At 60.1% G+C, this 20249-nt stretch carries 19 protein-coding genes; 6 read left to right on the forward strand and 13 right to left on the reverse strand.

Features of this window, described 5'->3' with window-relative positions:
* Nucleotides 1–14 precede the first annotated feature (14 nt).
* Entirely contained in the window at nt 15–2273 is a 2259-nt protein-coding gene (locus tag ACM110_RS10570; protein WP_416127724.1) for a heavy metal translocating P-type ATPase, read from the reverse strand.
* A gap of 84 nt (nt 2274–2357) precedes the next feature.
* Between ACM110_RS10570 and cadR the strand changes: the two genes are divergently transcribed.
* A complete protein-coding gene (gene cadR, locus ACM110_RS10575) occupies nt 2358–2807 on the forward strand; it encodes a Cd(II)/Pb(II)-responsive transcriptional regulator (protein ID WP_075946353.1) in 450 nt (149 codons plus the stop codon).
* A gap of 124 nt (nt 2808–2931) precedes the next feature.
* Here cadR and ACM110_RS10580 read toward each other — a convergent pair whose 3' ends face one another.
* From ACM110_RS10580 to ACM110_RS10590, 3 genes are all read right to left on the reverse strand, one after another.
* Nucleotides 2932–3903 carry a thymidylate synthase gene (locus ACM110_RS10580; protein WP_416127725.1) on the reverse strand — a complete coding sequence of 324 codons (972 nt, stop codon included), beginning with the start codon at nt 3901–3903 and terminating at the stop codon, nt 2932–2934.
* A 49-nt stretch (nt 3904–3952) separates the two neighbouring features.
* Entirely contained in the window at nt 3953–4765 is an 813-nt protein-coding gene (lgt, locus tag ACM110_RS10585) for a prolipoprotein diacylglyceryl transferase (protein ID WP_338583725.1), read from the reverse strand.
* Between the two features lie 90 nt (nt 4766–4855).
* Complete coding sequence (locus ACM110_RS10590) at nt 4856–5638, reverse strand: sulfite exporter TauE/SafE family protein (RefSeq protein ID WP_416127726.1); 783 nt, start codon at nt 5636–5638, stop codon at nt 4856–4858.
* Nucleotides 5639–5770: 132 nt separating this feature from the next.
* Between ACM110_RS10590 and ACM110_RS10595 the strand changes: the two genes are divergently transcribed.
* Complete coding sequence (locus ACM110_RS10595; protein ID WP_416127727.1) at nt 5771–6517, forward strand: NRDE family protein; 747 nt, start codon at nt 5771–5773, stop codon at nt 6515–6517.
* Between the two features lie 72 nt (nt 6518–6589).
* On the opposite strand, the gene ptsP is transcribed toward ACM110_RS10595, so the two are convergent.
* Together ptsP and ACM110_RS10605 are read right to left on the reverse strand one after the other, a co-directional pair.
* Nucleotides 6590–8869 (reverse strand): phosphoenolpyruvate--protein phosphotransferase, encoded by a 2280-nt coding sequence (ptsP, locus tag ACM110_RS10600; RefSeq protein ID WP_416127728.1) that lies wholly within the window; start codon nt 8867–8869, stop codon nt 6590–6592.
* 22 nt (nt 8870–8891) lie between these two features.
* Nucleotides 8892–9371: an RNA pyrophosphohydrolase gene (locus tag ACM110_RS10605; RefSeq protein WP_007897732.1), complete on the reverse strand. Its 480-nt coding sequence runs from the start codon at nt 9369–9371 to the stop codon at nt 8892–8894.
* Nucleotides 9372–9514: 143 nt separating this feature from the next.
* On the opposite strand from ACM110_RS10605, the gene ACM110_RS10610 reads away from it, so the two are divergent.
* The gene (locus ACM110_RS10610) at nt 9515–10171 is read left to right on the forward strand and encodes an HAD family hydrolase (RefSeq protein ID WP_416127729.1); all 657 of its coding nucleotides are present in this window, start codon (nt 9515–9517) and stop codon (nt 10169–10171) included.
* A 117-nt stretch (nt 10172–10288) separates the two neighbouring features.
* On the opposite strand, the gene ACM110_RS10615 is transcribed toward ACM110_RS10610, so the two are convergent.
* Both ACM110_RS10615 and ilvA read right to left on the reverse strand, forming a co-directional pair.
* Nucleotides 10289–10714: a DUF2269 domain-containing protein gene (locus tag ACM110_RS10615; protein ID WP_416127730.1), complete on the reverse strand. Its 426-nt coding sequence runs from the start codon at nt 10712–10714 to the stop codon at nt 10289–10291.
* A 39-nt stretch (nt 10715–10753) separates the two neighbouring features.
* Entirely contained in the window at nt 10754–12268 is a 1515-nt protein-coding gene (gene ilvA, locus ACM110_RS10620; RefSeq protein ID WP_416127731.1) for a threonine ammonia-lyase, biosynthetic, read from the reverse strand.
* Between the two features lie 146 nt (nt 12269–12414).
* Between ilvA and rpiA the strand changes: the two genes are divergently transcribed.
* The gene (gene rpiA / locus ACM110_RS10625; RefSeq protein WP_416127732.1) at nt 12415–13086 is read left to right on the forward strand and encodes a ribose-5-phosphate isomerase RpiA; all 672 of its coding nucleotides are present in this window, start codon (nt 12415–12417) and stop codon (nt 13084–13086) included.
* A 104-nt stretch (nt 13087–13190) separates the two neighbouring features.
* Here the strand turns inward: rpiA and ACM110_RS10630 are convergent, their stop codons facing one another.
* From ACM110_RS10630 to ACM110_RS10645, 4 genes are all read right to left on the reverse strand, one after another.
* Complete coding sequence (locus ACM110_RS10630) at nt 13191–14108, reverse strand: SdiA-regulated domain-containing protein (protein WP_416127733.1); 918 nt, start codon at nt 14106–14108, stop codon at nt 13191–13193.
* Between the two features lie 116 nt (nt 14109–14224).
* On the reverse strand, nt 14225–15151 hold the full coding sequence (locus tag ACM110_RS10635) for an SdiA-regulated domain-containing protein (RefSeq protein ID WP_416127734.1): 927 nt from the start codon (nt 15149–15151) through the stop codon (nt 14225–14227).
* Between the two features lie 239 nt (nt 15152–15390).
* A complete protein-coding gene (locus ACM110_RS10640) occupies nt 15391–16056 on the reverse strand; it encodes a fumarylacetoacetate hydrolase family protein (protein ID WP_020797317.1) in 666 nt (221 codons plus the stop codon).
* A gap of 38 nt (nt 16057–16094) precedes the next feature.
* Nucleotides 16095–17489: an FAD-binding oxidoreductase gene (locus ACM110_RS10645; RefSeq protein ID WP_338583738.1), complete on the reverse strand. Its 1395-nt coding sequence runs from the start codon at nt 17487–17489 to the stop codon at nt 16095–16097.
* A 204-nt stretch (nt 17490–17693) separates the two neighbouring features.
* Between ACM110_RS10645 and serA the strand changes: the two genes are divergently transcribed.
* Complete coding sequence (serA, locus tag ACM110_RS10650; RefSeq protein WP_338583739.1) at nt 17694–18923, forward strand: phosphoglycerate dehydrogenase; 1230 nt, start codon at nt 17694–17696, stop codon at nt 18921–18923.
* Between the two features lie 63 nt (nt 18924–18986).
* Here the strand turns inward: serA and ACM110_RS10655 are convergent, their stop codons facing one another.
* Nucleotides 18987–19412 (reverse strand): DUF4399 domain-containing protein, encoded by a 426-nt coding sequence (locus tag ACM110_RS10655; RefSeq protein ID WP_338583740.1) that lies wholly within the window; start codon nt 19410–19412, stop codon nt 18987–18989.
* A 135-nt stretch (nt 19413–19547) separates the two neighbouring features.
* On the opposite strand from ACM110_RS10655, the gene ACM110_RS10660 reads away from it, so the two are divergent.
* On the forward strand, nt 19548–20132 hold the full coding sequence (locus tag ACM110_RS10660) for a transporter substrate-binding domain-containing protein (RefSeq protein ID WP_338583741.1): 585 nt from the start codon (nt 19548–19550) through the stop codon (nt 20130–20132).
* The last annotated feature ends 117 nt before the right edge of the window (nt 20133–20249 follow it).

A 20249-nucleotide genomic window follows, 5' to 3' on the forward strand; every position in this document is an offset into this window, starting at 1 on the left:
CCGTCCCTCATCCTTTATTTGCGTAACAGGCGCAAACCATTGAACACCACCAACAGGCTCACGCCCATGTCGGCAAACACTGCCATCCACATGGTAGCGAGCCCGGCGAAGGTTACCCCAAGAAAGATCGCCTTGATGACCAATGCCAGGGCAATGTTCTGCTTGAGAATGCTCGAGGTCTGCCGCGAGAGGCGAATGAATGCAGGAATTTTGCGCAGATCGTCGTCCATCAGGGCGACATCGGCGGTTTCGATGGCGGTATCGGTGCCGGCGGCGGCCATGGCGAAACCGATCTCGGAACGCGCCAGCGCCGGAGCATCGTTGATGCCATCGCCGACCATGCCGACGTTGTGACCCTTGGCATACAACGCTTCGATTGCCTGCAACTTGTCGGTGGGCAACAGATCGCCCTTGGCCTCGTCGATGCCGACTTGCGCAGCAATGGCTTGCGCGGTGTGGACGTTATCGCCGGTGAGCATCAGGGTCTTTATGCCCAACGCGTGCAATTGCCGGATCGCTTCGCGACTGGATTCCTTCACCGTGTCAGCCACGGCGAACAGCGCCAGCGGGCCGGAGCGGTCGAGCAGCAACACCACGGACTTGCCCTGTTTTTCCAGGGCGAACAGCTTTTCTTCCAATGCCGGTGAGCATAGGCCCAACTCTTCAACCAAGCGGTGGTTGCCCAAATGGTAGAGCTGACCGTTGATCTCGCCGCGCACCCCGCGACCGCCCAGCGCTTCGAAGTTATCCACAATCAGCGGCGCGTATTGTTTATCCACAGCCGCATTGGCGATCGCCAGCGAGACCGGGTGGTCCGAACGTGCGGCCAGCGCAGCGGCAATGGCCGGGGCCGATTCGTCCGCCGTCGGGTCGAGCGACAGGTAATCGGTCTGCACCGGTTTGCCGTGGGTGATCGTGCCGGTTTTATCCAGCGCCAGGTAATCGAGCTTGTGGCCACTCTCAAGATAGACGCCGCCCTTGACCAGAATGCCTTTGCGCGCCGCCGCCGCGAGGCCGCTGACGATGGTCACTGGCGTCGAGATCACCAATGCACAGGGGCAGGCGACAACCAACAACACCAAGGCGCGGTAGATCCAGTCGAACCACAACGCATCCATGAACAGCGGTGGAATCACCGCGACCGCCAGCGCCAGGATAAACACGGCCGGCGTGTAGATTTTCGAGAAGCTGTCGACGAAGCGCTGGGTTGGAGCCCGCGCGCCCTGCGCCTGTTCGACGGCGTGAATGATCCGCGCCAGGGTCGAGTTGTTCGCTGCCGCCGTCACGGCATATTCCAGCGAACCAGCCTGATTGATCGTACCGGCGAACACTTTGTCGCCGATGGTTTTCTCCACCGGCAGGCTTTCGCCGGTGATCGGTGCCTGATCGATGGTCGAGTTGCCCGCCAATACTTCACCATCCAGCGCAATGCGTTCGCCAGGACGCACCCGCACCCGCGTACCGAGCTCGATGGCTTTCACGTCTTGCGCCACCCAACTGCCATCGGGCTGCAACACCGTCGCTTGCTCCGGCGTCATCTGCATCAGGCCGCTGATGGCATTGCGTGCGCGGTCCAGGGATTTGGCTTCGATCAACTCGGCCACGGTGAACAGGAACATCACCATCGCCGCTTCCGGCCACTGGCCGATCAGGATCGCGCCGGTTACCGCAATGCTCATCAGCGCATTGATGTTCAGATTGAGATTCTTCAGGGCAATCCAGCCCTTTTTGTAGGTGCCGAGGCCTCCGCTGAGGATCGAGGCCAGTGCGATGATCGCCACCACCCAGTTCGGCGCGGCATTGGTGAAGTGGATCACTTCAGCCACCAACGCACCGACGCCGGACAACGCCAACGGCCACCAGGCTTTTTTTTCGGGGGCCGGTGCCGGTGCTTCGACGCCCTGCTCCAGCGGCTCGGCCTGCATGCCGAGAGATTTGATGGCCTCGATGATCGGCCCCGTGCCCGGCAGGTTGTGAGTCACGCCGAGCACGCGGTTAATCAGATTGAACTCCAGCTGCTGCACCCCGGTCAGTTTGCTTAGTTTGTTCTGAATCAGCGTCTGCTCGGTCGGGCAATCCATGGCCTCGATGCGGAAACGGCTCAGCCGCGCATCGGCGCTCGGCGCTTCGCTCAACTGGATCAGCGCGGGCGCTTCGGCTTTCGAAGAGCAACAGGAATCACCATGGCCGCCATGTACGTGTTTGGGCACGGGCTTGAGCTTGCTGCTGCAGCAAGCATCGTCAGGTTTTTGGCTGTGCAGGGAATCGCTCATTGGTTGCGTCCATAAGAGTACCTGTTGCCAAGTAAAGACCCTGTAGCCACTATAGGGTCAAGCACCCTTTTGGAGATTGTCGTCATGAAGATCGGAGAACTGGCGAAACTCACCGATTGCGCCGTGGAAACGATCCGCTATTACGAGCGCGAAAACCTGCTGCCGGAGCCGGCCCGCAGCGATGGCAACTACCGCGTCTACACCCAGGCCCACGCCGAGCGCCTGACCTTCATCCGCAATTGCCGCACCCTGGACATGACCCTCGAAGAAATCCGCAGCCTGCTGGCGCTTCGCGACAGTCCGCAGGATCAGTGCGAAAGCGTCAACGCGTTGATCGACGAGCATATCCATCACGTGAAAGCGCGGATCGACGGTCTGCTGGCCTTGCAGGCACAACTGCTCGACCTGCGCCAACGCTGTGGCGAAGGGCCGGATGTCGATCAATGCGGGATTCTGCAGCGGCTGGAAGTGAGTGGCGGGGTTGTGGCGACGGAGGTTGAGCATTCACATGTGGGCCGTAGTCACGGCCATTGAACTCACACCATAACCCTGTAGGAGCCGAGCTTGCTCGCGATAGCGGTTTGTCAGTCACATTAATGTTGAATGTGCTACCGCCATCGCGAGCAAGCTCGGCTCCTACAGGATCTCAATCAGGCCTTCAGACCGCCATCGGCGCGGTCATTGGCGCATGGTGTTCGTAGCCTTCCAGCGAAAAGTCGCTCGGTTCTACCAGCTCCAGCCACTCCGGCTGATACTCCCCAGTCTTGGCAAACTCCGGCACGCGGTCGGAAATCACCAGTTTCGGCATCGGAAACGGCTCGCGCTTGAGCTGTTCGTTGAGCATGTCCAGGTGGTTTTCGTAAACGTGGGCATCACCGATGAAATAGGTGAACCAGCGCGGCGTGTAGCCAGTCAGGCGACCGATGAGGCTCAGCAGCGCGGCGCCTTCTGTGAGGTTGAACGGCGTGCCCAGGCCCAGGTCGTTGGAACGGATGTAGAGGGTCAGGGAAATTTCCTTGGTCTCGACATTCGGGTGGAACTGGTACAGCAAGTGGCACGGCGGCAGGGCCATTTCATCAAGCTGGGCGCAGTTCCAACCGTGGAACAGGATGCGGCGGCTGCCCGGGTCCTTGATGATGGTGTCGATGCACTGGCGAACCTGGTCGATGGCTTTATACAACACCACGTAGGCCTGGCCGTTTTCTTCGCCTTCAGCGATCTGGCGGTAGCCTTGCTTCAGGGTCTGCTCGATGGCGGCCGGGTTGCTGATCGGGATCTGCTTGTACGCCGGCCATTTGCGCCATTGCACGCCGTAGATTTCGCCGAGGTCGTCGTCGCCCTGGCGGAACGGGTTAGCCAGCCACTGGGCGTTTTCATTGGCGTTCTGGTCCCAGACCTTGCAACCCAATGCGCGGAATTCAGCGGCATTGTTCACGCCACGCAGAAAACCGCACATCTCGCCGATGGCCGATTTGAAGGCCATCTTGCGCGTGGTGATCGCCGGGAAACCTTCCTGCAGGTCATAACGCAGCATCGCGCCGGGAAAACTGATGGTGTTCACGCCGGTGCGGTTGGCCTGTTTGGTGCCGTTCTTGATGACGTGGGCGACCAGTTCGAGATATTGCTTCATGAATTACCTGTGTCCTTGAACCCGCAGCCGTCGCTGCGGGGTTCGAATTTTATACGGCTGCCGCTGGAGTCGCCGGGGCGCGGTGGTACGCCAGCCAGATCAGGAACAGCCCGCCGAGGATCATCGGCACGCACAGCACCTGACCCATGGTCAGCCAGTTCCAGGCCAGATAGCCCAGTTGCGCGTCCGGCACGCGGACGAATTCGACGATGAAACGGAAAATGCCGTAGAACAGCGCGAACATCCCCGATACCGCCATGGTTGGCCGCGGTTTGCGCGAGAACAGCCACAGGATCAGGAACAGTGCCACGCCTTCCAGCGCAAACTGATACAGCTGCGACGGGTGACGCGCGAGCTGCGCCGGATCGCTGAACGGCGGGAAGACCATCGCCCACGGCACGTCGGTCGGCTTGCCCCACAACTCGGCGTTGATGAAGTTGCCGATGCGCCCGGCGCCCAGGCCGATCGGCACCATCGGTGCAACGAAGTCCATCAGCTGGAAGAACGACTTGTTGTTCTTTTTCCCGAACCACAACGCCGCCAGCATCACGCCGATGAAGCCGCCATGGAACGACATGCCGCCCTTCCACACTTCGAAGATCAGCGTCGGGTTGGCAAGGTAGGCGCTCAGATCGTAGAACAGCACATAGCCCAGACGACCGCCGACAATCACCCCCATCGACATCCAGAACACCATGTCGGAGAGTTTCTCCTTGGTCCAGGTCGGGTCGAAGCGGTTCAACCGGCGGGACGCCAGCAGCCAGGCGCCGCCGATGCCGATCAGGTACATCAGACCGTACCAGTGGATTTTCAGCGGACCGATGGCCAGGGCCACCGGGTCGATCTGCGGGTAAGGCAGCATTGCGACTCCTCATGAGTTCAAATCAATTCCCGGGCGACGCTGCCACCTCAGGATTAAGCCAGGATTGTGCTGTGCGTCAGAGCAGATGCTTCAGACCAGAAAGCTCAGGCCAACGCAGAACAGCAAAGCGGCAAACAGTCTTTTCAGCAACTTTGGCGACAATCTGTGGGCCAGTCGCGCACCGATGCGGGCGAAGACCATGCTGGTCAGCGCAATGCCCAGCAGCGCCGGCAAATAAATAAAACCGAGACTATGGGCCGGGAGCAACGGATCGTGCCAGCCCAGAATCATGAAACTTAATGCACTTGCCAAGGCGATCGGCAGGCCGCAGGCCGATGACGTCGCCACCGCTTGCTGCATCGGCACGCTGCGCCAGGTCAGGAACGGCACGGTCAACGAACCGCCGCCAATGCCGAAAATCGCCGAGGCCCAGCCGATCACGGTGCCGGCAACGGTCAGACCGACTTTACCCGGTACGGTTCGGCTGGCCTTGGGTTTGACGTCCAGCGCCAGTTGCGCAGCGATCACCAGGGCGAACACTCCGATGATTTTCTGCAGGTTCGGCCCGGAAATCGCTTCGGCGGTCAGCGCGCCGAAACCGGCACCGATCAGGATGCCCACGGTCATCCACACGAAGATCGGCCAGCGCACCGCGCCGCGACGGTGATGCTCGCGCACCGCGTTGACCGAGGTGAAGATGATCGTCGCCAGCGACGTGCCGACGGCCAGGTGGGTCAGGATCGATGCGTCGAAACCTTGCAAGGTGAAACTGAACACCAGCACCGGGACGATGATGATCCCGCCGCCGACGCCGAACAGCCCGGCCAACACCCCGGCGCAGGCGCCGAGCGCCAGATAGAGCAGAAATTCCATGCTGTTTCCCCACCCAACCCCAAAACCGGAGCGGCATGGTAACGGATGCATGGCCTCGGGCTCCACTGGATGGCGATGGATACCCGCACGATGACTGCGTAGAGTGTGCAAAAAACACACAAGGACCACCTTATGTGCCTGATTGTTTTCGCCTGGCGACCGGGTCATGCCCAGCCGCTGATCGTGGCGGCCAACCGCGACGAATTCTACGCCCGCCCCAGCCTGCCGCTGGCGCAATGGTCTGACGCACCGCAGGTTTACGCCGGTCGCGACCTGGAGGCCGGTGGCACCTGGCTCGGGGTCGGTGCCAACGGGCGCTTTGCTGCGCTGACCAATATCCGTGATCCGCATCGGCCGCCCGGTCGAAAGTCTCGCGGTGAACTGGTGGCGCGCTTTCTCAACGGGACTTTGCCGATTGACGACTATTTAACCGACGTTGTCGCACGATCGCCGGAATATGGCGGTTTTAATCTGCTGATTGGCAACAACAACGAGCTCTGGCACTTCAATGCCCGGGAATCGGAAGCGGTGATGCTGCCACCGGGGGTTTATGGGTTGTCGAACGCAGGGCTGGATACGCCGTGGCCGAAACTGCTCAAGGCCAGAGCGGCGTTGAGCGAGGTGCTGGACGATCCGCAGCCTCAGGCGCTGTTGGCGTTATTGAGCGATGTGCAGACCGCACCGTTTGCCGATTTGCCGGATACCGGCGTCGGGTTGGCGACCGAGACGTTGCTGTCGAGCGTGTTTATTGCCAGCCAGAGTTATGGGACGCGGGCGAGTACGGCGTTGATCGTGCAGGCGGATGGGTCACGGCATTTGGTCGAACGGAGTTTTGGGCCGTATGGCGGGCATCTTGGGGAAGTGGAGATCAAAATCTAAAGATCGCAGCCTGCGGCAGCTCCTACAGATGTACGCCTCATTCTGTAGGAGCTGCCGCAGGCTGCGATCTTTTTAGAGGGGCTTGATCGCCGCCGGATTGATCATCCGCGCCAACCCAAGGTTCTTCAGCGCCAGTTGCAGCGAGCTGTGGATAACCTGCGGGTTGTCGATGGTCATCAGCTCGGCGAGCATTTCCTTGGCCTTGCTCAAATTGATCTGACGCAGCATCCACTTCACTTTCGGCAGGTTGGTGGCGTTCATCGACAGGCTGTCGAAACCCATCGCCATCAACAGCACCGCCGCCGCCGGATCACCGGCCATCTCGCCGCAGATGCTCACTGGCTTGCCTTCGGCATGGGCATCACGCACCACGTTCTGCAGCGCTTGCAGCACAGCCGGGTGCAAGTAGTCGTAGAGATCGGCAACCCGCGGGTTGTTGCGGTCCACGGCCAGCAGGTATTGCGTCAGGTCGTTGGAGCCAACCGACAGGAAGTCCACCTGTCGCGCCAATTCCTTGGTCTGATAAACCGCTGCCGGAATCTCGATCATCACGCCAATCGGTGGCATCGGCACGTCGCAGCCTTCGTCGCGCACTTCGCCCCAGGCCCGGTGGATAAGGTGCAGGGCTTCTTCCAGCTCATGGATGCCGGAAATCATCGGCAGCAGAATCCGCAGGTTGTTCAAGCCTTCGCTGGCCTTGAGCATGGCGCGGGTCTGCACCAGGAAGATTTCCGGGTGGTCGAGGGTGACGCGAATGCCGCGCCAGCCAAGGAACGGGTTGTCTTCCTTGATCGGGAAGTACGACAGCGACTTGTCGCCGCCGATGTCCAGCGTCCGCATGGTCACCGGTTGCGGGTGGAATGCGGCGAGTTGCTCGCGGTAGATCGCCAGTTGTTCCTTTTCGCTCGGGAAACGCTGGTTGATCATGAACGGCACTTCGGTACGGTACAGGCCCACACCTTCGGCCCCGCGTTTCTGCGCCCGCGCCACGTCCGCCAGCAGCCCGGTGTTGACCCACAGCGGCATGCGGTGGCCATCGACCGTGATACACGGCAGATCGCGCAAGGCGTCCAGCCCGAGGGCCAGTTGCTTCTCTTCCTCGACCACCTCGGCGAACTGTTTGCGCAGTACGTCGCTCGGGTTGGTGTAGACCTCGCCGTGATAGCCGTCGACGATCATCTGGATGCCGTCGACCTTGGAGTACGGCAGGTCGACCAGGCCCATCACCGTCGGGATGCCCATGGCGCGCGCCAGGATCGCCACGTGGGAGTTGCCGGAACCGAGTACCGAAACCAGACCCGCCAGCTTGCCTTCCGGCACCTCGCCGAGCATGGCCGGCGTCAGTTCTTCGCTGACCAGAATGGTGTTGTCGGGGTAGACCAGGGTTTGCTGGCGCTCCTCCTGCAGGTAGGCGAGCAAGCGACGACCAAGGTCTTTGACGTCGGATGCGCGCTCACGCAGGTAGGCGTCGTCCATCAGTTCGAAACGGTTGACGTGATCGGTGACCACCTGGCGCAACGCGCCCTGGGCCCACTGGCCGGTCTTGATCACCGTGGTCACTTCGCTGCCCAGCGCGGCGTCGTCGAGCATCATCAGGTAGACGTCGAACAAGGCGCGCTCTTCCGGGCGCAACTGGGTGGCGAGCTTGGCGGACAAGGTGCGCATGTCGGCGCGTACGCCTTCGATGGCAGTCTTGAACAGGCCCAGTTCGGCGTCGATGTCGGTGATGGTCTTGTCCGGCACCACGTCCAGATCGGCAGGCGGCAGCATGACCACCGCCGTACCGACGGCCGCACCCGGCGAACCCGGTACGCCGACGAACTTGGCTTCCTGGATACCCTTGCCCTGACGGCCCAGGCCACGGATCGAACCGGTGGCCTCGGCGTGGGCGATAACGCCGGCAAGCTGCGCGCTCATGGTCACGAGGAAGGCTTCTTCACCTTCATCGAACTGGCGGCGTTCTTTTTGCTGGATGACCAACACGCCGACGACGCGACGGTGGTGAATGATCGGTGCCCCGAGGAACGAGGCGTAGCGCTCTTCACCAGTCTCGGCGAAGTAGCGGTAGCGCGGGTGATCCGCGGCGTTTTCGAGGTTCAGGGGTTCTTCACGCGTGCCGACCAGGCCAACCAGACCTTCATTGGGCGCCATGCTGACCTTGCCGATCGAGCGCTTGTTCAAGCCCTCGGTGGCCATCAGCACGAAACGGTTGGTCTCGGGGTCAAGCAGGTAGACCGAGCAGACCTGGCTGCCCATGGCCTCTTTGACGCGCAACACAATAATCCCCAACGCCGCCTTGAGATCCTTGGCGGAGTTAACTTCCTGGACGATCTTGCGCAGCGTATTGAGCATGGCTCGGGGTCGAACTCCGTCGTCAGTCGCGCGCTAAAAGGCGCGGGGCAAGCTCTTTGAGAGCGCGTCGATACACCTCGCGCTTGAATGTCACCACCTGGCCCAACGGATACCAATAGCTGACCCAGCGCCAGCCATCGAACTCCGGTTTACCGGTCAAATCCATCCGCACCCGCTGCTCGTTGGAGATCAGGCGCAGGAGAAACCATTTCTGTTTCTGGCCGATGCACAGCGGTTGGCTGTGGGTCCTGACCAGACGTTGCGGCAAACGATAGCGCAACCAGCCCCGGGTGCAGGCGAGTATTTCAACATCTTCGCGCTCCAGGCCCACTTCTTCGTTCAGCTCGCGGTACAAGGCGTCTTCCGGCGTCTCCTGGGGGTTGATCCCACCTTGAGGAAACTGCCAGGCATCTTGATTGATTCGGCGAGCCCATAGCACCTGGCCGGCATCATTCGTGAGAATGATCCCGACATTAGGACGGAAACCATCGGGGTCGATCACGGCAACAACCTCGCAAACGCATGTCGCCGCATTGTTCCACAAAGGTTGTGAAGGCAGCAACGCGCCGGCCGACCTTATGTGCACTCTTGTGAAAAGTCCGTATTCTGGACGCCTTTCTACAGACTTTTCAGCGAGTAACTGCAATGCGGCTGGCTTTATTCGACTTGGACAACACGCTTCTGGGTGGCGACAGCGATCACGCCTGGGGCGATTACCTGTGTGAGCGCGGCTTCCTCGACGCCGTTGCCTACAAGACACGCAACGACGAGTTCTACCAGGACTACCTGGCCGGCAAGCTGGACAACGCCGCCTACCTGAACTTCTGCCTGGAAGTGCTCGGCCGCACCGAAATGGCCACGCTGGACCTGTGGCACAGCGATTACATGCGCGACTGCATCGAGCCGATCATGCTGCCCAAGGCGATCGAACTGCTGAAAAAGCACCGCGACGCTGGTGACATGCTGGTGATCATCACCGCCACCAACCGCTTCGTTACAGGCCCGATTGCCGAACGCCTGGGCGTCGAAACCCTGATCGCCACCGAGTGCGAAATGCTCGACGGCCGCTACACCGGGCGCAGCACCGACGTGCCGTGCTTCCGTGAAGGCAAGGTGACACGGTTGAATCGTTGGCTGGAAGAAACAGGGTACAACCTGGAAGACAGCTACTTTTATAGCGACTCGATGAATGATCTGCCGTTGCTGGAGCAGGTGGCGAATCCGGTTGCGGTTGATCCAGATCCGAATCTGCGGGCCGAGGCCGAGAAGCGTGGCTGGCCCGTAATTTCGTTGCGAGATTGATTACGCCTTGTAGCAGCTGCCGAGGCACGAGGCTGCGTTGCGGTCCGCAGGACCGCCCTCAGGGGCCGCTTCGCAGCCAACGCAGCCTCGTGCCTCGGCAGCTGCTACAGGTCCGGGTTAAACCGGCTTGGCACCCATCAACCCGGCAATTGCGATAAAGCAGACAAAACTGAACAACGCCAAGGCAAAGGTAAACTTACCCACGCCACCCGGCGCCTTGCGCAGTTTGTTGAGCCGCACCAGCAACCAGAACCACGCCAGCGCCGCCACGGTGTAAAGCACACTGGACGCCAACAGCCAGGTCTGCCCTAGCGGCCAGCCCACAAGATGCACCATCCCCCAGCCGGTAAACGGCATGCTCAGCAACGCCAGCCCCATCAACAGCCAGATGAACACCCGCGGCCGTTGCAGGGTGCGACTGCCCGCCGTCGCGTCGCCGTTACGCCGCGCGCGCCAGACCCAGATAGCCAAGCCCAGGGCACTCAGCAACAACACCACCGTTGCCACCATGTGCGCCATTTTCAGGGCCGTTAACGTTTCCATGATTCGATTTCCTTATGCCTTGCCCATCAGCGTAGCCGTTCAGCCAAGAAACAACTGATAGGCCGGGTTGTCGCTTTCATCCCAGTACGGGTAGCCGATTTCTTCCAGCGCCGCCGGCACCAGATGACGCTCATCGTGAGGCACTTGCAGGCCCGCCACCACACGGCCATCTGCCGCACCGTGGTTACGGTAGTGGAACATCGAAATGTTCCAGCGCCCGCCAAGCTTATTAAGGAAGTTGAACAACGCACCCGGCCGCTCCGGGAATTCGAAGCGCAGGATCACTTCGTCAACCACATGCGCCGCGCGACCACCGACCATGTGGCGGATGTGCAACTTGGCAAGTTCGTTGTCGGTCAGGTCCAGCACCGGGAAACCTTGTTCGCTCAGGCTGGCGATCAACGCGCTGCGCGGGTCGTTTTCCGGGTGCGTCTGCACGCCAACGAAGATGTGTGCTTCGCTGCCGGTGTTGTAGCGGTAATTGAATTCGGTGATCTGGCGCTTGCCGATGGCTTCGCAGAACGCCTTGAAGCTGCCCGGCTGCTCGGGGATGGTCACGGCGATGATCGCTTCGCGGCCCTCACCCAGTTCGGCGCGCTCGGCGACGTGGCGCAAGCGGTCGAAGTTGACGTTGGCGCCGGAGTCAATGGCGACGAAAGTCTGGCCGCTGACGCCACGCTGCTCGACGTATTTCTTGATCCCGGCCACGCCCAGGGCGCCGGCAGGTTCGGTGATCGAGCGGGTATCGTCGTAGATGTCCTTGATCGCCGCGCAGATTTCGTCGGTGCTGACGGTGATCACTTCATCGACATAGTCTTTGCAGATATCGAAGGTGTGCTGACCGATCTGCGCCACCGCTACGCCGTCGGCAAAGATGCCCACGGTCGGCAGCACCACGCGCTCGCCCGCTGCCATCGCCGCTTGCAGGCAGTTGGAGTCGTCCGGCTCGACACCGATGACCTTGATGTCCGGACGCAGGTACTTCACGTATGCCGCGATACCGGCGATCAGGCCGCCGCCACCGACCGGAACGAAAATCGCATCCAACGGCGCCGGGTGCTGGCGCAGAATCTCCATGGCCACCGTGCCCTGCCCGGCAATGGTGTGGGGATCGTCGTAAGGGTGAATGTAGACGTAGCCTTTTTCGTCGACCAGCTTCAGCGAGTAGGCCAGGGCTTCCGGGAACGAATCACCGTGCAGCACCACTTTGCCGCCACGCGAGCGCACGCCTTCGACCTTGATCTCGGGGGTGGTCTTGGGCATGACGATGGTCGCTTTCACGCCCAACACCTTGGCCGCCAGGGCCAGGCCTTGCGCATGGTTGCCCGCCGAAGCGGTGACCACGCCGCGAGCGCGTTCTTCATCGCTCAGCTGGGTCAGCTTGTTGTACGCGCCGCGAATCTTGAACGAGTACACCGGCTGCAAGTCTTCACGCTTGAGCCAGACATCGTTGCCCAACCGCTCGGAGAGCTGGCGGGCAGTCTGCAACGGGGTTTCAACGGCAACGTCATAAACGCGCGAGTTGAGGATCATTTTGACGTACTGTTCAAGCATCGGAAAGCATCACTGAGCGGCTGGGCAGGACCAAGGAGTCTAACCCGGCTTTTGGGCGGACGACCACACGAATACAGAGGTTTAGCCCGACATGGGGCTATAATGCCGGCCTTTCCGTTCTTACCTTGCCCGCTTCCGGAGCCCGCATGACCCAGGATCAACTCAAACAGGCAGTGGCTCAGGCCGCCGTCGACTTCATCCTTCCGAAACTCGACGACAAGAGCATCGTCGGGGTCGGCACCGGCTCCACCGCCAACTGCTTCATCGACGCCCTGGCCCGGCACAAGGGCGCGTTCGATGGCGCGGTCGCCAGTTCCGAGGCCACCGCCGCGCGCCTCAAGGGCCACGGCATTCCGGTGTACGAGCTGAACACTGTCAGCGACCTGGAGTTCTACGTCGACGGCGCCGATGAAAGCGACGAACACCTGAACCTGATCAAGGGCGGCGGCGCAGCCCTGACCCGCGAGAAGATCGTCGCGGCCGTGGCCAAGACCTTCATCTGCATCGCCGACGCCAGCAAGCTGGTGCCGGTACTCGGCGCGTTCCCGCTGCCGGTCGAAGTGATCCCGATGGCCCGCAGCCACGTGGCCCGCCAATTGGTCAAACTCGGCGGCGACCCGGTTTACCGCGAAGGCGTGCTGACCGACAACGGCAACATCATCCTCGACGTGTTCAATCTGGAGATCACCAACCCGGTGGAGCTGGAAGCGCAGATCAATGCAATCGTCGGCGTGGTGACCAACGGCTTGTTCGCGGCGCGTCCGGCGGATCTGCTGTTGCTGGGGACGAGTGAAGGTGTGAAGACCCTCAAGGCCTGATGACCTGTAGGAGCAAAGCTTGCTCGCGATGAACGATAATGCGGTGTGTCAGATACGCCGCCATCGCGAGCAAGCTCAGCTCCTACAATGCTCTGAGGTGTTTGTCAGTTTGATGTTGGCTTCTTGAAGACGTAAAACAGATTCGGCTCGCTCACCAGGTACATCGTACCGTCGTCGTCCATGGCGATCCCTTCCGCTTGCGGCACAGTCTTTTGCAGCCCCTGCCGGCCCTTGTTCAGTGACATGGTGCTCAGTGGGCGCCCGTCCACATCCAGTTCCAGAATCAACCGTGACTCGTCGGACAGCGCCATCAAATGGCCGCTGCGCTCATCATATTGCAGGCTCGACAGATCGCGCACGAACATCCCGGCATCACGCTTGGGGTTGTTGATGACGTGTACTGCGTAGGATTTTTCCGGATTGAAATGCGGAAACCCGTGCACTTCGTAGATCAGCATCGGGTCACGCTCCTTGGCGACAAACAGGCGCTTGCCCACCGAATCGTAGGCCAGCCCTTCAAACCCCTTGTTGCCGCTCATGTGCACGCCGAGCGTCATCTGCTCGGCATCCGCCGCATCGAGGAACGTGGTGTCGTGCTCCAGATGAATCTTGATCAGCCGCTGTTGGCGCTCGTCGGTGATCACGTAGGTGTCGGCGCTGATGTACTCCACCGCCTCCGGATCGCCGAAGCCGACCAACGCGATGCGGCGCAGGATCTTGCCGTCGAGGGAAAGCTCGATCAGCTCGGAATTTTGATTGGTAACGGTAAACAGGCTTTTGCGCACCGGGTCGTAGGTCAGCGCTGAAACATCGTCGTCCAACCCCTCGATAACCTGCGCCTCCAAAACCACCTGATATTGGTCCAGGCCAATGGACTGAGTGCTCAGCGGCTGCCAGAGCGTGTGCAGGTTGAACCAGGCACGCTCAAACAACCGCAGGTGCTGACCGAAAGCGATCAACACGATCAGCGCGATCACCGACAGGAGCAGGATCAAGGGTTTGGGGCGGGCAAATCGACGCATTGGAGGCGGGCTCGGAATCAAAACAGGCGGATGAAATACCACGCGAGTCTGAATTAAAGCTTAATGGCCACTTGCCCGCTCCTACAACTTGGTAACGAAATTCCTACAGCTAGGGTTCAACGCTGCTTTTCGAAGCGGTAGAACAGGTTCGGCTCGCTCACCATATACAGCGTGCCCGCCTCGTCCATGGTCACGCCTTCGGCACGGGGAATGGTTTTCTTCAGGCCATTGAAGCCACCCAGCAACGTCATGAAACTGACCTGTTCGCCTTTCTCGTCCAGCTCCAGCAACAGATGCGAATCGGCAGACAACACCAAGGTGTGACCGGTGCGCGGGTCGATGGCCAAGGCGGACAAATTGCGCACGTCCAGTTCATCGCTGGCCAGCTTTTGTTTATCGCCGATCAGTTTCTGGCCATCACCCTTCCAGGTGAACAGTGCCGGTGGACGCTCCTCACCCAACAGCAGTTGCTGATTGCGCGAATCCCAGGTGATGGCTTCGAAGGCTTTGTTCTGGTCTTTCGACGGACCGAGATCGTATTTCGGGAAATTGGCAATGTTCAGTTCGCGAGTGTCAGCATCGACCTTGACGATGGTAACCAGATGATCACGCTCATCGACGATGGCCAACAGGCCATTGCCCAGCACCGTCACGCCCTCTGGATTGCTCCAGCCCACCAGCGGCATCTTGCGCAGCACGTCACCCTGCAGGCTCAACTCGACCAGGAACGGATTTTTGCCCATCACCGAAAACAGGGTTTTGCTTTGAGGGTCGTAGGCCAGGTCCGAGGCCTCGTCCTTTTCCAGGCCGGGCAGCGGCTTGGCGTCGATCACTGCCTGGTAGTCCGGCAGCCAGACACTCTCCTGTCGCTCGGCGGTGCTTTCGAAGCGCTCCTGCAACCAGAGCATGCCGCGATCATCCCAATGCATGGCAAACGCGACGCCGTAGGCGATGGCGGCCACCAGCAATAGCCAGGAATACCAACGCAGGGCAAAGCGCGAACGACGGACAGGTTTGAGCGTGGAGAGCGGTGGAGTGGCCATCAGGGAATGCGTTCCAGAAATTCAGGCTAGGGGTAATAGCACAAATGGGCCCGGCTCAGACGCCGAAAGCCCAGGAATTATCCAGACCAGATGTGAAAAAAACGGGAAATGGCGGGATAGCCCTGATTGGGGGGCGCATCACTTGTATGAGCAAAGCTTGCTCGCGATGAACGATGACTCGGTGTATCAGATACACCGCCATCGCGGGCAAGCCATGCTCCTACAAGGAAAACAGCGGCTTAACGGACGCTACTGGTGAAGCTGCTGGCGCCCGGCAGTTCCAGGACGATTTCGTCGCCGACATTCAGCGGACCAACGCCCACCGGCGTGCCGGTCAGAATCACATCACCGGCCTGCAGCGAGAAGCAGCCGGCCATGTGCTGGATCATCGGCACGATCGGGTTGAGCATCGCGCTGCTGTTGCCGTCCTGGCGTACTTCACCGTTGATGGTCAGGCGGATGCCGATGTCGGTCAGGTCGGCGAAGGTGCTGCCGGACACGAACGGAGCGATCACTGCCGCGCCGTCGAACGACTTGGCAATTTCCCAGGGCAAGCCCTTGGATTTCAGCTCGGCCTGCTTGTCGCGCAGGGTCAGGTCCAGGGCCGGGGCGAAACCGGAAATGGCGTCCAGCACTTCTTCAACGCTCGGCTTGGTCGACAACGGCTTGCCGATCAATACCGCGATTTCCGCTTCGTAATGCACCGAGCCGCGCTCGGTCGGAATGCTGAAACCGCCTTCCAGCGGTACGACGCAACTGCCCGGCTTGATGAACAGCAGCGGCTCGGTCGGCACCGGATTGTCCAGTTCCTTGGCGTGTTCGGCGTAGTTACGGCCGATGCACACCACTTTCCCCAGCGGAAAATGAATGCGCGTACCGTCGACATACTGGTGCTGATAGCTCATTACCGACTCCTGCTTCGTTGGCTCTTAAAGTTCGAAAATCAAACAGCGAAAATCTTGCCCGGGTTCATGATGCCGTTCGGGTCGAATACCGCTTTGACGGCTTTCATGTACTCGATCTCAACCGGCGAACGGCTGTAGGTCAAGTAATCGCGCTTGGTCATGCCCACGCCGTGTTCGGCGGAGATCGAACCGTTGTACTTCTCGACGGTTTCGAACACCCACTTGTTGACGGTGGCGCACTTGGCGAAGAACTCGTCCTTGCTCAGGTTATCCGGCTTGAGGATGTTCAAGTGCAGGTTGCCGTCGCCGATGTGGCCGAACCAGACAATTTCGAAGTCCGGGTAATGTTCGCCGACGATCGCGTCGATTTCCTTCAGGAACGCCGGAACTTTCGACACAGTGACCGAAATGTCGTTCTTGTACGGCGTCCAGTGGGAAATGGTTTCGGAGATGTATTCGCGCAGCTTCCACAGGTTGTGCAGCTGGGTTTCGCTCTGGCTCATCACGCCGTCGAGCACCCAGCCCTGCTCGACGCAGTGCTCGAAGGTTTCCAGGGCGTGGTTGGCCACTTCTTCGGTGGTCGCTTCGAATTCCAGCAGCGCGTAGAACGGGCAATCGGTTTCGAATGGCGCCGGGACGTCACCGCGACCCATGACTTTGGCCAGGGCTTTGTCGGAGAAAAATTCGAAGGCGGTCAGGTCGAGCTTGCTCTGGAAGGCGTGCAGCACCGGCATGATCGAGTCGAAATCGGTGGTGCCGAGGACCATCGCGGTGAGGTTCTTCGGTGCGCGATCCAGACGCATGGTCGCCTCAACCACGAAACCGAGGGTGCCTTCAGCGCCGATGAACAGCTGGCGCATGTCATAGCCGGTGGCGTTCTTGATCAGGTCGCGGTTCAGCTCAAGTACGTCGCCCTTGCCGGTGACGACTTTCATGCCGGCAACCCAGTTACGAGTCATGCCGTAGCGAATTACCTTGATCCCGCCGGCATTGGTGCCGATATTGCCGCCAATCTGGCTCGAACCGGACGAGGCGAAGTCCACCGGGTAATACAGGCCTTTTTCTTCAGCGACGTTCTGCAATTGCTTGGTGACCACGCCCGGCTGACAAACGGCAGTGCGGTCGGTCAGGTTCACGTCGAGGATCTGGTTCATGTAGTCGAAAGACACGACCACTTCGCCATTGGCCGCCACGGCAGCAGCGGACAAACCGGTGCGACCGCCGGACGGCACCAGCGCCACCTTGTGTTTATTGGCCCACAGGACGATGGCCTGGACCTGCTCGGTGGTCTTTGGGAACACGATGGCGGTCGGGGCCGGGGCGAAATGCTTGGTCCAATCCTTACCGTAAGCATTCAGGGAGTCGGCATCGGTCAGCACCTTGCCAGGCTCAACCAGGGTCTTCAGCTCATCAATCAGGGCAGGATTGGTCATCGACAGAACTCTCGAACAATTCATGGTCATCCTGAGAACGCTTCACGTCGCAGGAATGAGTGTTTAGCGGGGCGCCTATGCTAGCATATCGACCCCGCAGGATAGTGCCCAACGGCTGTTCTGCGGTGACGGCGTTCCTGCCGCTCGGGTCAGCATCTGTTGACCATTTCCTGCCAATTTTCTCCGGGATACAGGTTTACGCAGATGAGCAAGACTTCTCTCGATAAGAGCAAGATCAAGTTCCTTCTTCTCGAAGGCGTCCACCAATCGGCTGTCGACGTCCTCAAGGCGGCGGGCTACACCAGCATCGAGTACCTCACAGGTTCTCTGCCGGAAGCCCAGCTCAAGGAAAAGATCGCTGATGCTCACTTCATCGGCATTCGCTCCCGCACTCAGCTGACCGAAGAGATCTTCGATCACGCGAAGAAACTGGTCGCTGTCGGCTGTTTCTGCATCGGCACCAACCAGGTCGACCTGAGTGCTGCCCGCGAGCGCGGTATCGCCGTGTTCAACGCGCCGTACTCCAACACTCGTTCCGTCGCCGAGCTGGTGCTGGCCGAAGCGATCCTGTTGTTGCGCGGCATCCCTGAGAAGAACGCTTCCTGCCACCGTGGCGGCTGGATCAAGAGCGCGGCCAACTCCTTCGAAATTCGCGGCAAGAAGCTGGGCATCGTCGGTTACGGCTCGATCGGTACTCAACTGTCGGTCTTGGCTGAAGGCCTGGGCATGCAGGTGTACTTCTACGACACCATCACCAAGTTGCCACTGGGTAACGCCACTCAGGTAGGCAACCTGCACGAGCTGCTGGCGATGTCCGACATCGTTTCGCTGCACGTTCCGGAAACCGCCGCCACCCAGTGGATGATGGGCGAGAAGGAAATCCGCGCCATCAAGAAAGGCGGCATCCTGATCAACGCCGCACGCGGCACCGTGGTCGAGCTGGACCACCTGGCCGCCGCCATCAAGGACAAGCACCTGATCGGCGCGGCCATCGACGTATTCCCGGTGGAGCCTCGCTCCAACGAAGAAGAGTTCGAAAGCCCGCTGCGTGGCCTGGACAACGTGATCCTGACCCCGCACATCGGCGGTTCCACTGCCGAGGCGCAAGCCAACATCGGTCTGGAAGTGGCTGAGAAACTGGTCAAGTACAGCGACAACGGTACTTCGGTATCGTCCGTGAACTTCCCGGAAGTAGCCCTGCCGGCTCACCCTGGCAAGCATCGTCTGCTGCACATCCACGAAAACATCCCGGGCGTGCTCAGCGAGATCAACAAGGTCTTCGCCGAAAACGGCATCAACATCTCCGGTCAGTTCCTGCAGACCAACGAGAAAGTCGGCTACGTGGTGATCGACGTAGACGCCGAGTACTCGGACCTGGCGCAAGAGAAGCTGCAACACGTCAACGGCACCATCCGTAGTCGCGTGTTGTTCTGATAGCGACTTGAGCGACAAAAAAAGGGAGCTTTCGAGCTCCCTTTTTTCATGCACGCTGCCAGCTTATTTGACGTTGACGGTGATTTTTTCCGACACGATCGGTGGATCGAAGGCCATGTGGTTCTTGTCGCCCAACTCCAGTTGCAAGGTGTGCTCGCCGGGTGTCAGCGTCACCTCGGTTTCGGTTTGTGCCTTGCCGAAATGCACATGATTGGCGTCTACGGGAATCACTTGCCCCGCAGCCACTATCTCTGTGGCGTCGATCAGCAGATGGTGGTGACCGGTGTTCTTGGTGGCGTCGCCCGCTGGCGCCAGCGCAATGTTCTCGACAGCGAACTTGACCCTGAAGGTTTGCGGAACAGTCCCACCGTCTTTAGGCGACACGATGGACACTTCAGCGCCCTTGGGAGCTGGCGTCGCCGCACTGGCCAGCACCGAAACACCCATCAACAGGCCAGCCAAAGCAGCACGTGACATAAAGGTTTTCATTCTCTTCTCCAGTTTTTCCGTAAAATTCGCGTGACCATCACAACTTCATGGTCAATCGTTGTCGAAGGCACTCGACGACCATAGCAAAGCGAGCCTGAATCAGAGGGTCGCGATAAAAAATTCAAAGGAGTGACCATGCGCTTTCTGCCTGGCCTGATCTGCCTGCTACCCCTTTTGAGCCCTTTGGCTCATGCCGAACTGATTGACGACGTGAACGACCGCGGCGAGTTGCGCATTGCCCTGGAGGCTAATACACCTCCATTCAACTTCAAGGAAGACGACAAACTCGCGGGTTTTGAAGTCGAACTGGGTCAAATGCTCGCCAATGAACTCGATGTGCGCGCCGACTTCGTCGTCACCGACGCCAGCGATCTGCTCAATGGCGTCGAAAGCGGCAAATACGACATCGCCATCAACCACATTACAGAGACCCCGGCGCTCACGGATCGTTTCGACTTCAGCGAGCCCTACATCAAGACCAATGCGCAATTGATCGCGCAGAAAGACGCGCCGCAATCCATCCTGCTGGTGCAGTCGCTGACGGAAGAAAAGCCCAAAGCCAATCCGGCGGTGAGCCTGGCGATTCCGTTTCAGAAGGGTAACCCGGCGTTTCATGCCAGCCTGGAAAACGCGTTGCAGCGGATCAAGGCCGATGGCCGACTGGCGGCGCTGGAGGAGAAATGGTTTGGGGCGGAATCGGGGGCGGTGCCCAAGCCCTGAAATACAGCGGGGTCAAACTGAATGCAAAACCTGTGGGAGCGAGCTTGCTCCGGGCGGCGTTCCGACGATGAGGCCGCCAAATTCAACATCTTCGTTGACTGTCAGGCCGCCATCGTC

The sequence above is a fragment of the Pseudomonas sp. NFX98 genome (assembly GCF_047784845.1).
In the GTDB taxonomy this organism is placed as follows: Bacteria; Pseudomonadota; Gammaproteobacteria; order Pseudomonadales; family Pseudomonadaceae; genus Aquipseudomonas.

Coding starts and splice junctions, on each gene's coding strand:
- ACM110_RS10570 (WP_416127724.1), bottom strand. CDS start 2,273: ATGAGCGATTCCCTGCACAGCCAAAAACCTGACGATGCTTGCTGCAGC.
- cadR (WP_075946353.1), top strand. CDS start 2,358: ATGAAGATCGGAGAACTGGCGAAACTCACCGATTGCGCCGTGGAAACG.
- ACM110_RS10580 (WP_416127725.1), bottom strand. CDS start 3,903: ATGAAGCAATATCTCGAACTGGTCGCCCACGTCATCAAGAACGGCACC.
- lgt (WP_338583725.1), bottom strand. CDS start 4,765: ATGCTGCCTTACCCGCAGATCGACCCGGTGGCCCTGGCCATCGGTCCG.
- ACM110_RS10590 (WP_416127726.1), bottom strand. CDS start 5,638: ATGGAATTTCTGCTCTATCTGGCGCTCGGCGCCTGCGCCGGGGTGTTG.
- ACM110_RS10595 (WP_416127727.1), top strand. CDS start 5,771: ATGTGCCTGATTGTTTTCGCCTGGCGACCGGGTCATGCCCAGCCGCTG.
- ptsP (WP_416127728.1), bottom strand. CDS start 8,869: ATGCTCAATACGCTGCGCAAGATCGTCCAGGAAGTTAACTCCGCCAAG.
- ACM110_RS10610 (WP_416127729.1), top strand. CDS start 9,515: ATGCGGCTGGCTTTATTCGACTTGGACAACACGCTTCTGGGTGGCGAC.
- ACM110_RS10615 (WP_416127730.1), bottom strand. CDS start 10,714: ATGGAAACGTTAACGGCCCTGAAAATGGCGCACATGGTGGCAACGGTG.
- ilvA (WP_416127731.1), bottom strand. CDS start 12,268: ATGCTTGAACAGTACGTCAAAATGATCCTCAACTCGCGCGTTTATGAC.
- rpiA (WP_416127732.1), top strand. CDS start 12,415: ATGACCCAGGATCAACTCAAACAGGCAGTGGCTCAGGCCGCCGTCGAC.
- ACM110_RS10630 (WP_416127733.1), bottom strand. CDS start 14,108: ATGCGTCGATTTGCCCGCCCCAAACCCTTGATCCTGCTCCTGTCGGTG.
- ACM110_RS10635 (WP_416127734.1), bottom strand. CDS start 15,151: ATGGCCACTCCACCGCTCTCCACGCTCAAACCTGTCCGTCGTTCGCGC.
- ACM110_RS10640 (WP_020797317.1), bottom strand. CDS start 16,056: ATGAGCTATCAGCACCAGTATGTCGACGGTACGCGCATTCATTTTCCG.
- ACM110_RS10645 (WP_338583738.1), bottom strand. CDS start 17,489: ATGACCAATCCTGCCCTGATTGATGAGCTGAAGACCCTGGTTGAGCCT.
- serA (WP_338583739.1), top strand. CDS start 17,694: ATGAGCAAGACTTCTCTCGATAAGAGCAAGATCAAGTTCCTTCTTCTC.
- ACM110_RS10655 (WP_338583740.1), bottom strand. CDS start 19,412: ATGAAAACCTTTATGTCACGTGCTGCTTTGGCTGGCCTGTTGATGGGT.
- ACM110_RS10660 (WP_338583741.1), top strand. CDS start 19,548: ATGCGCTTTCTGCCTGGCCTGATCTGCCTGCTACCCCTTTTGAGCCCT.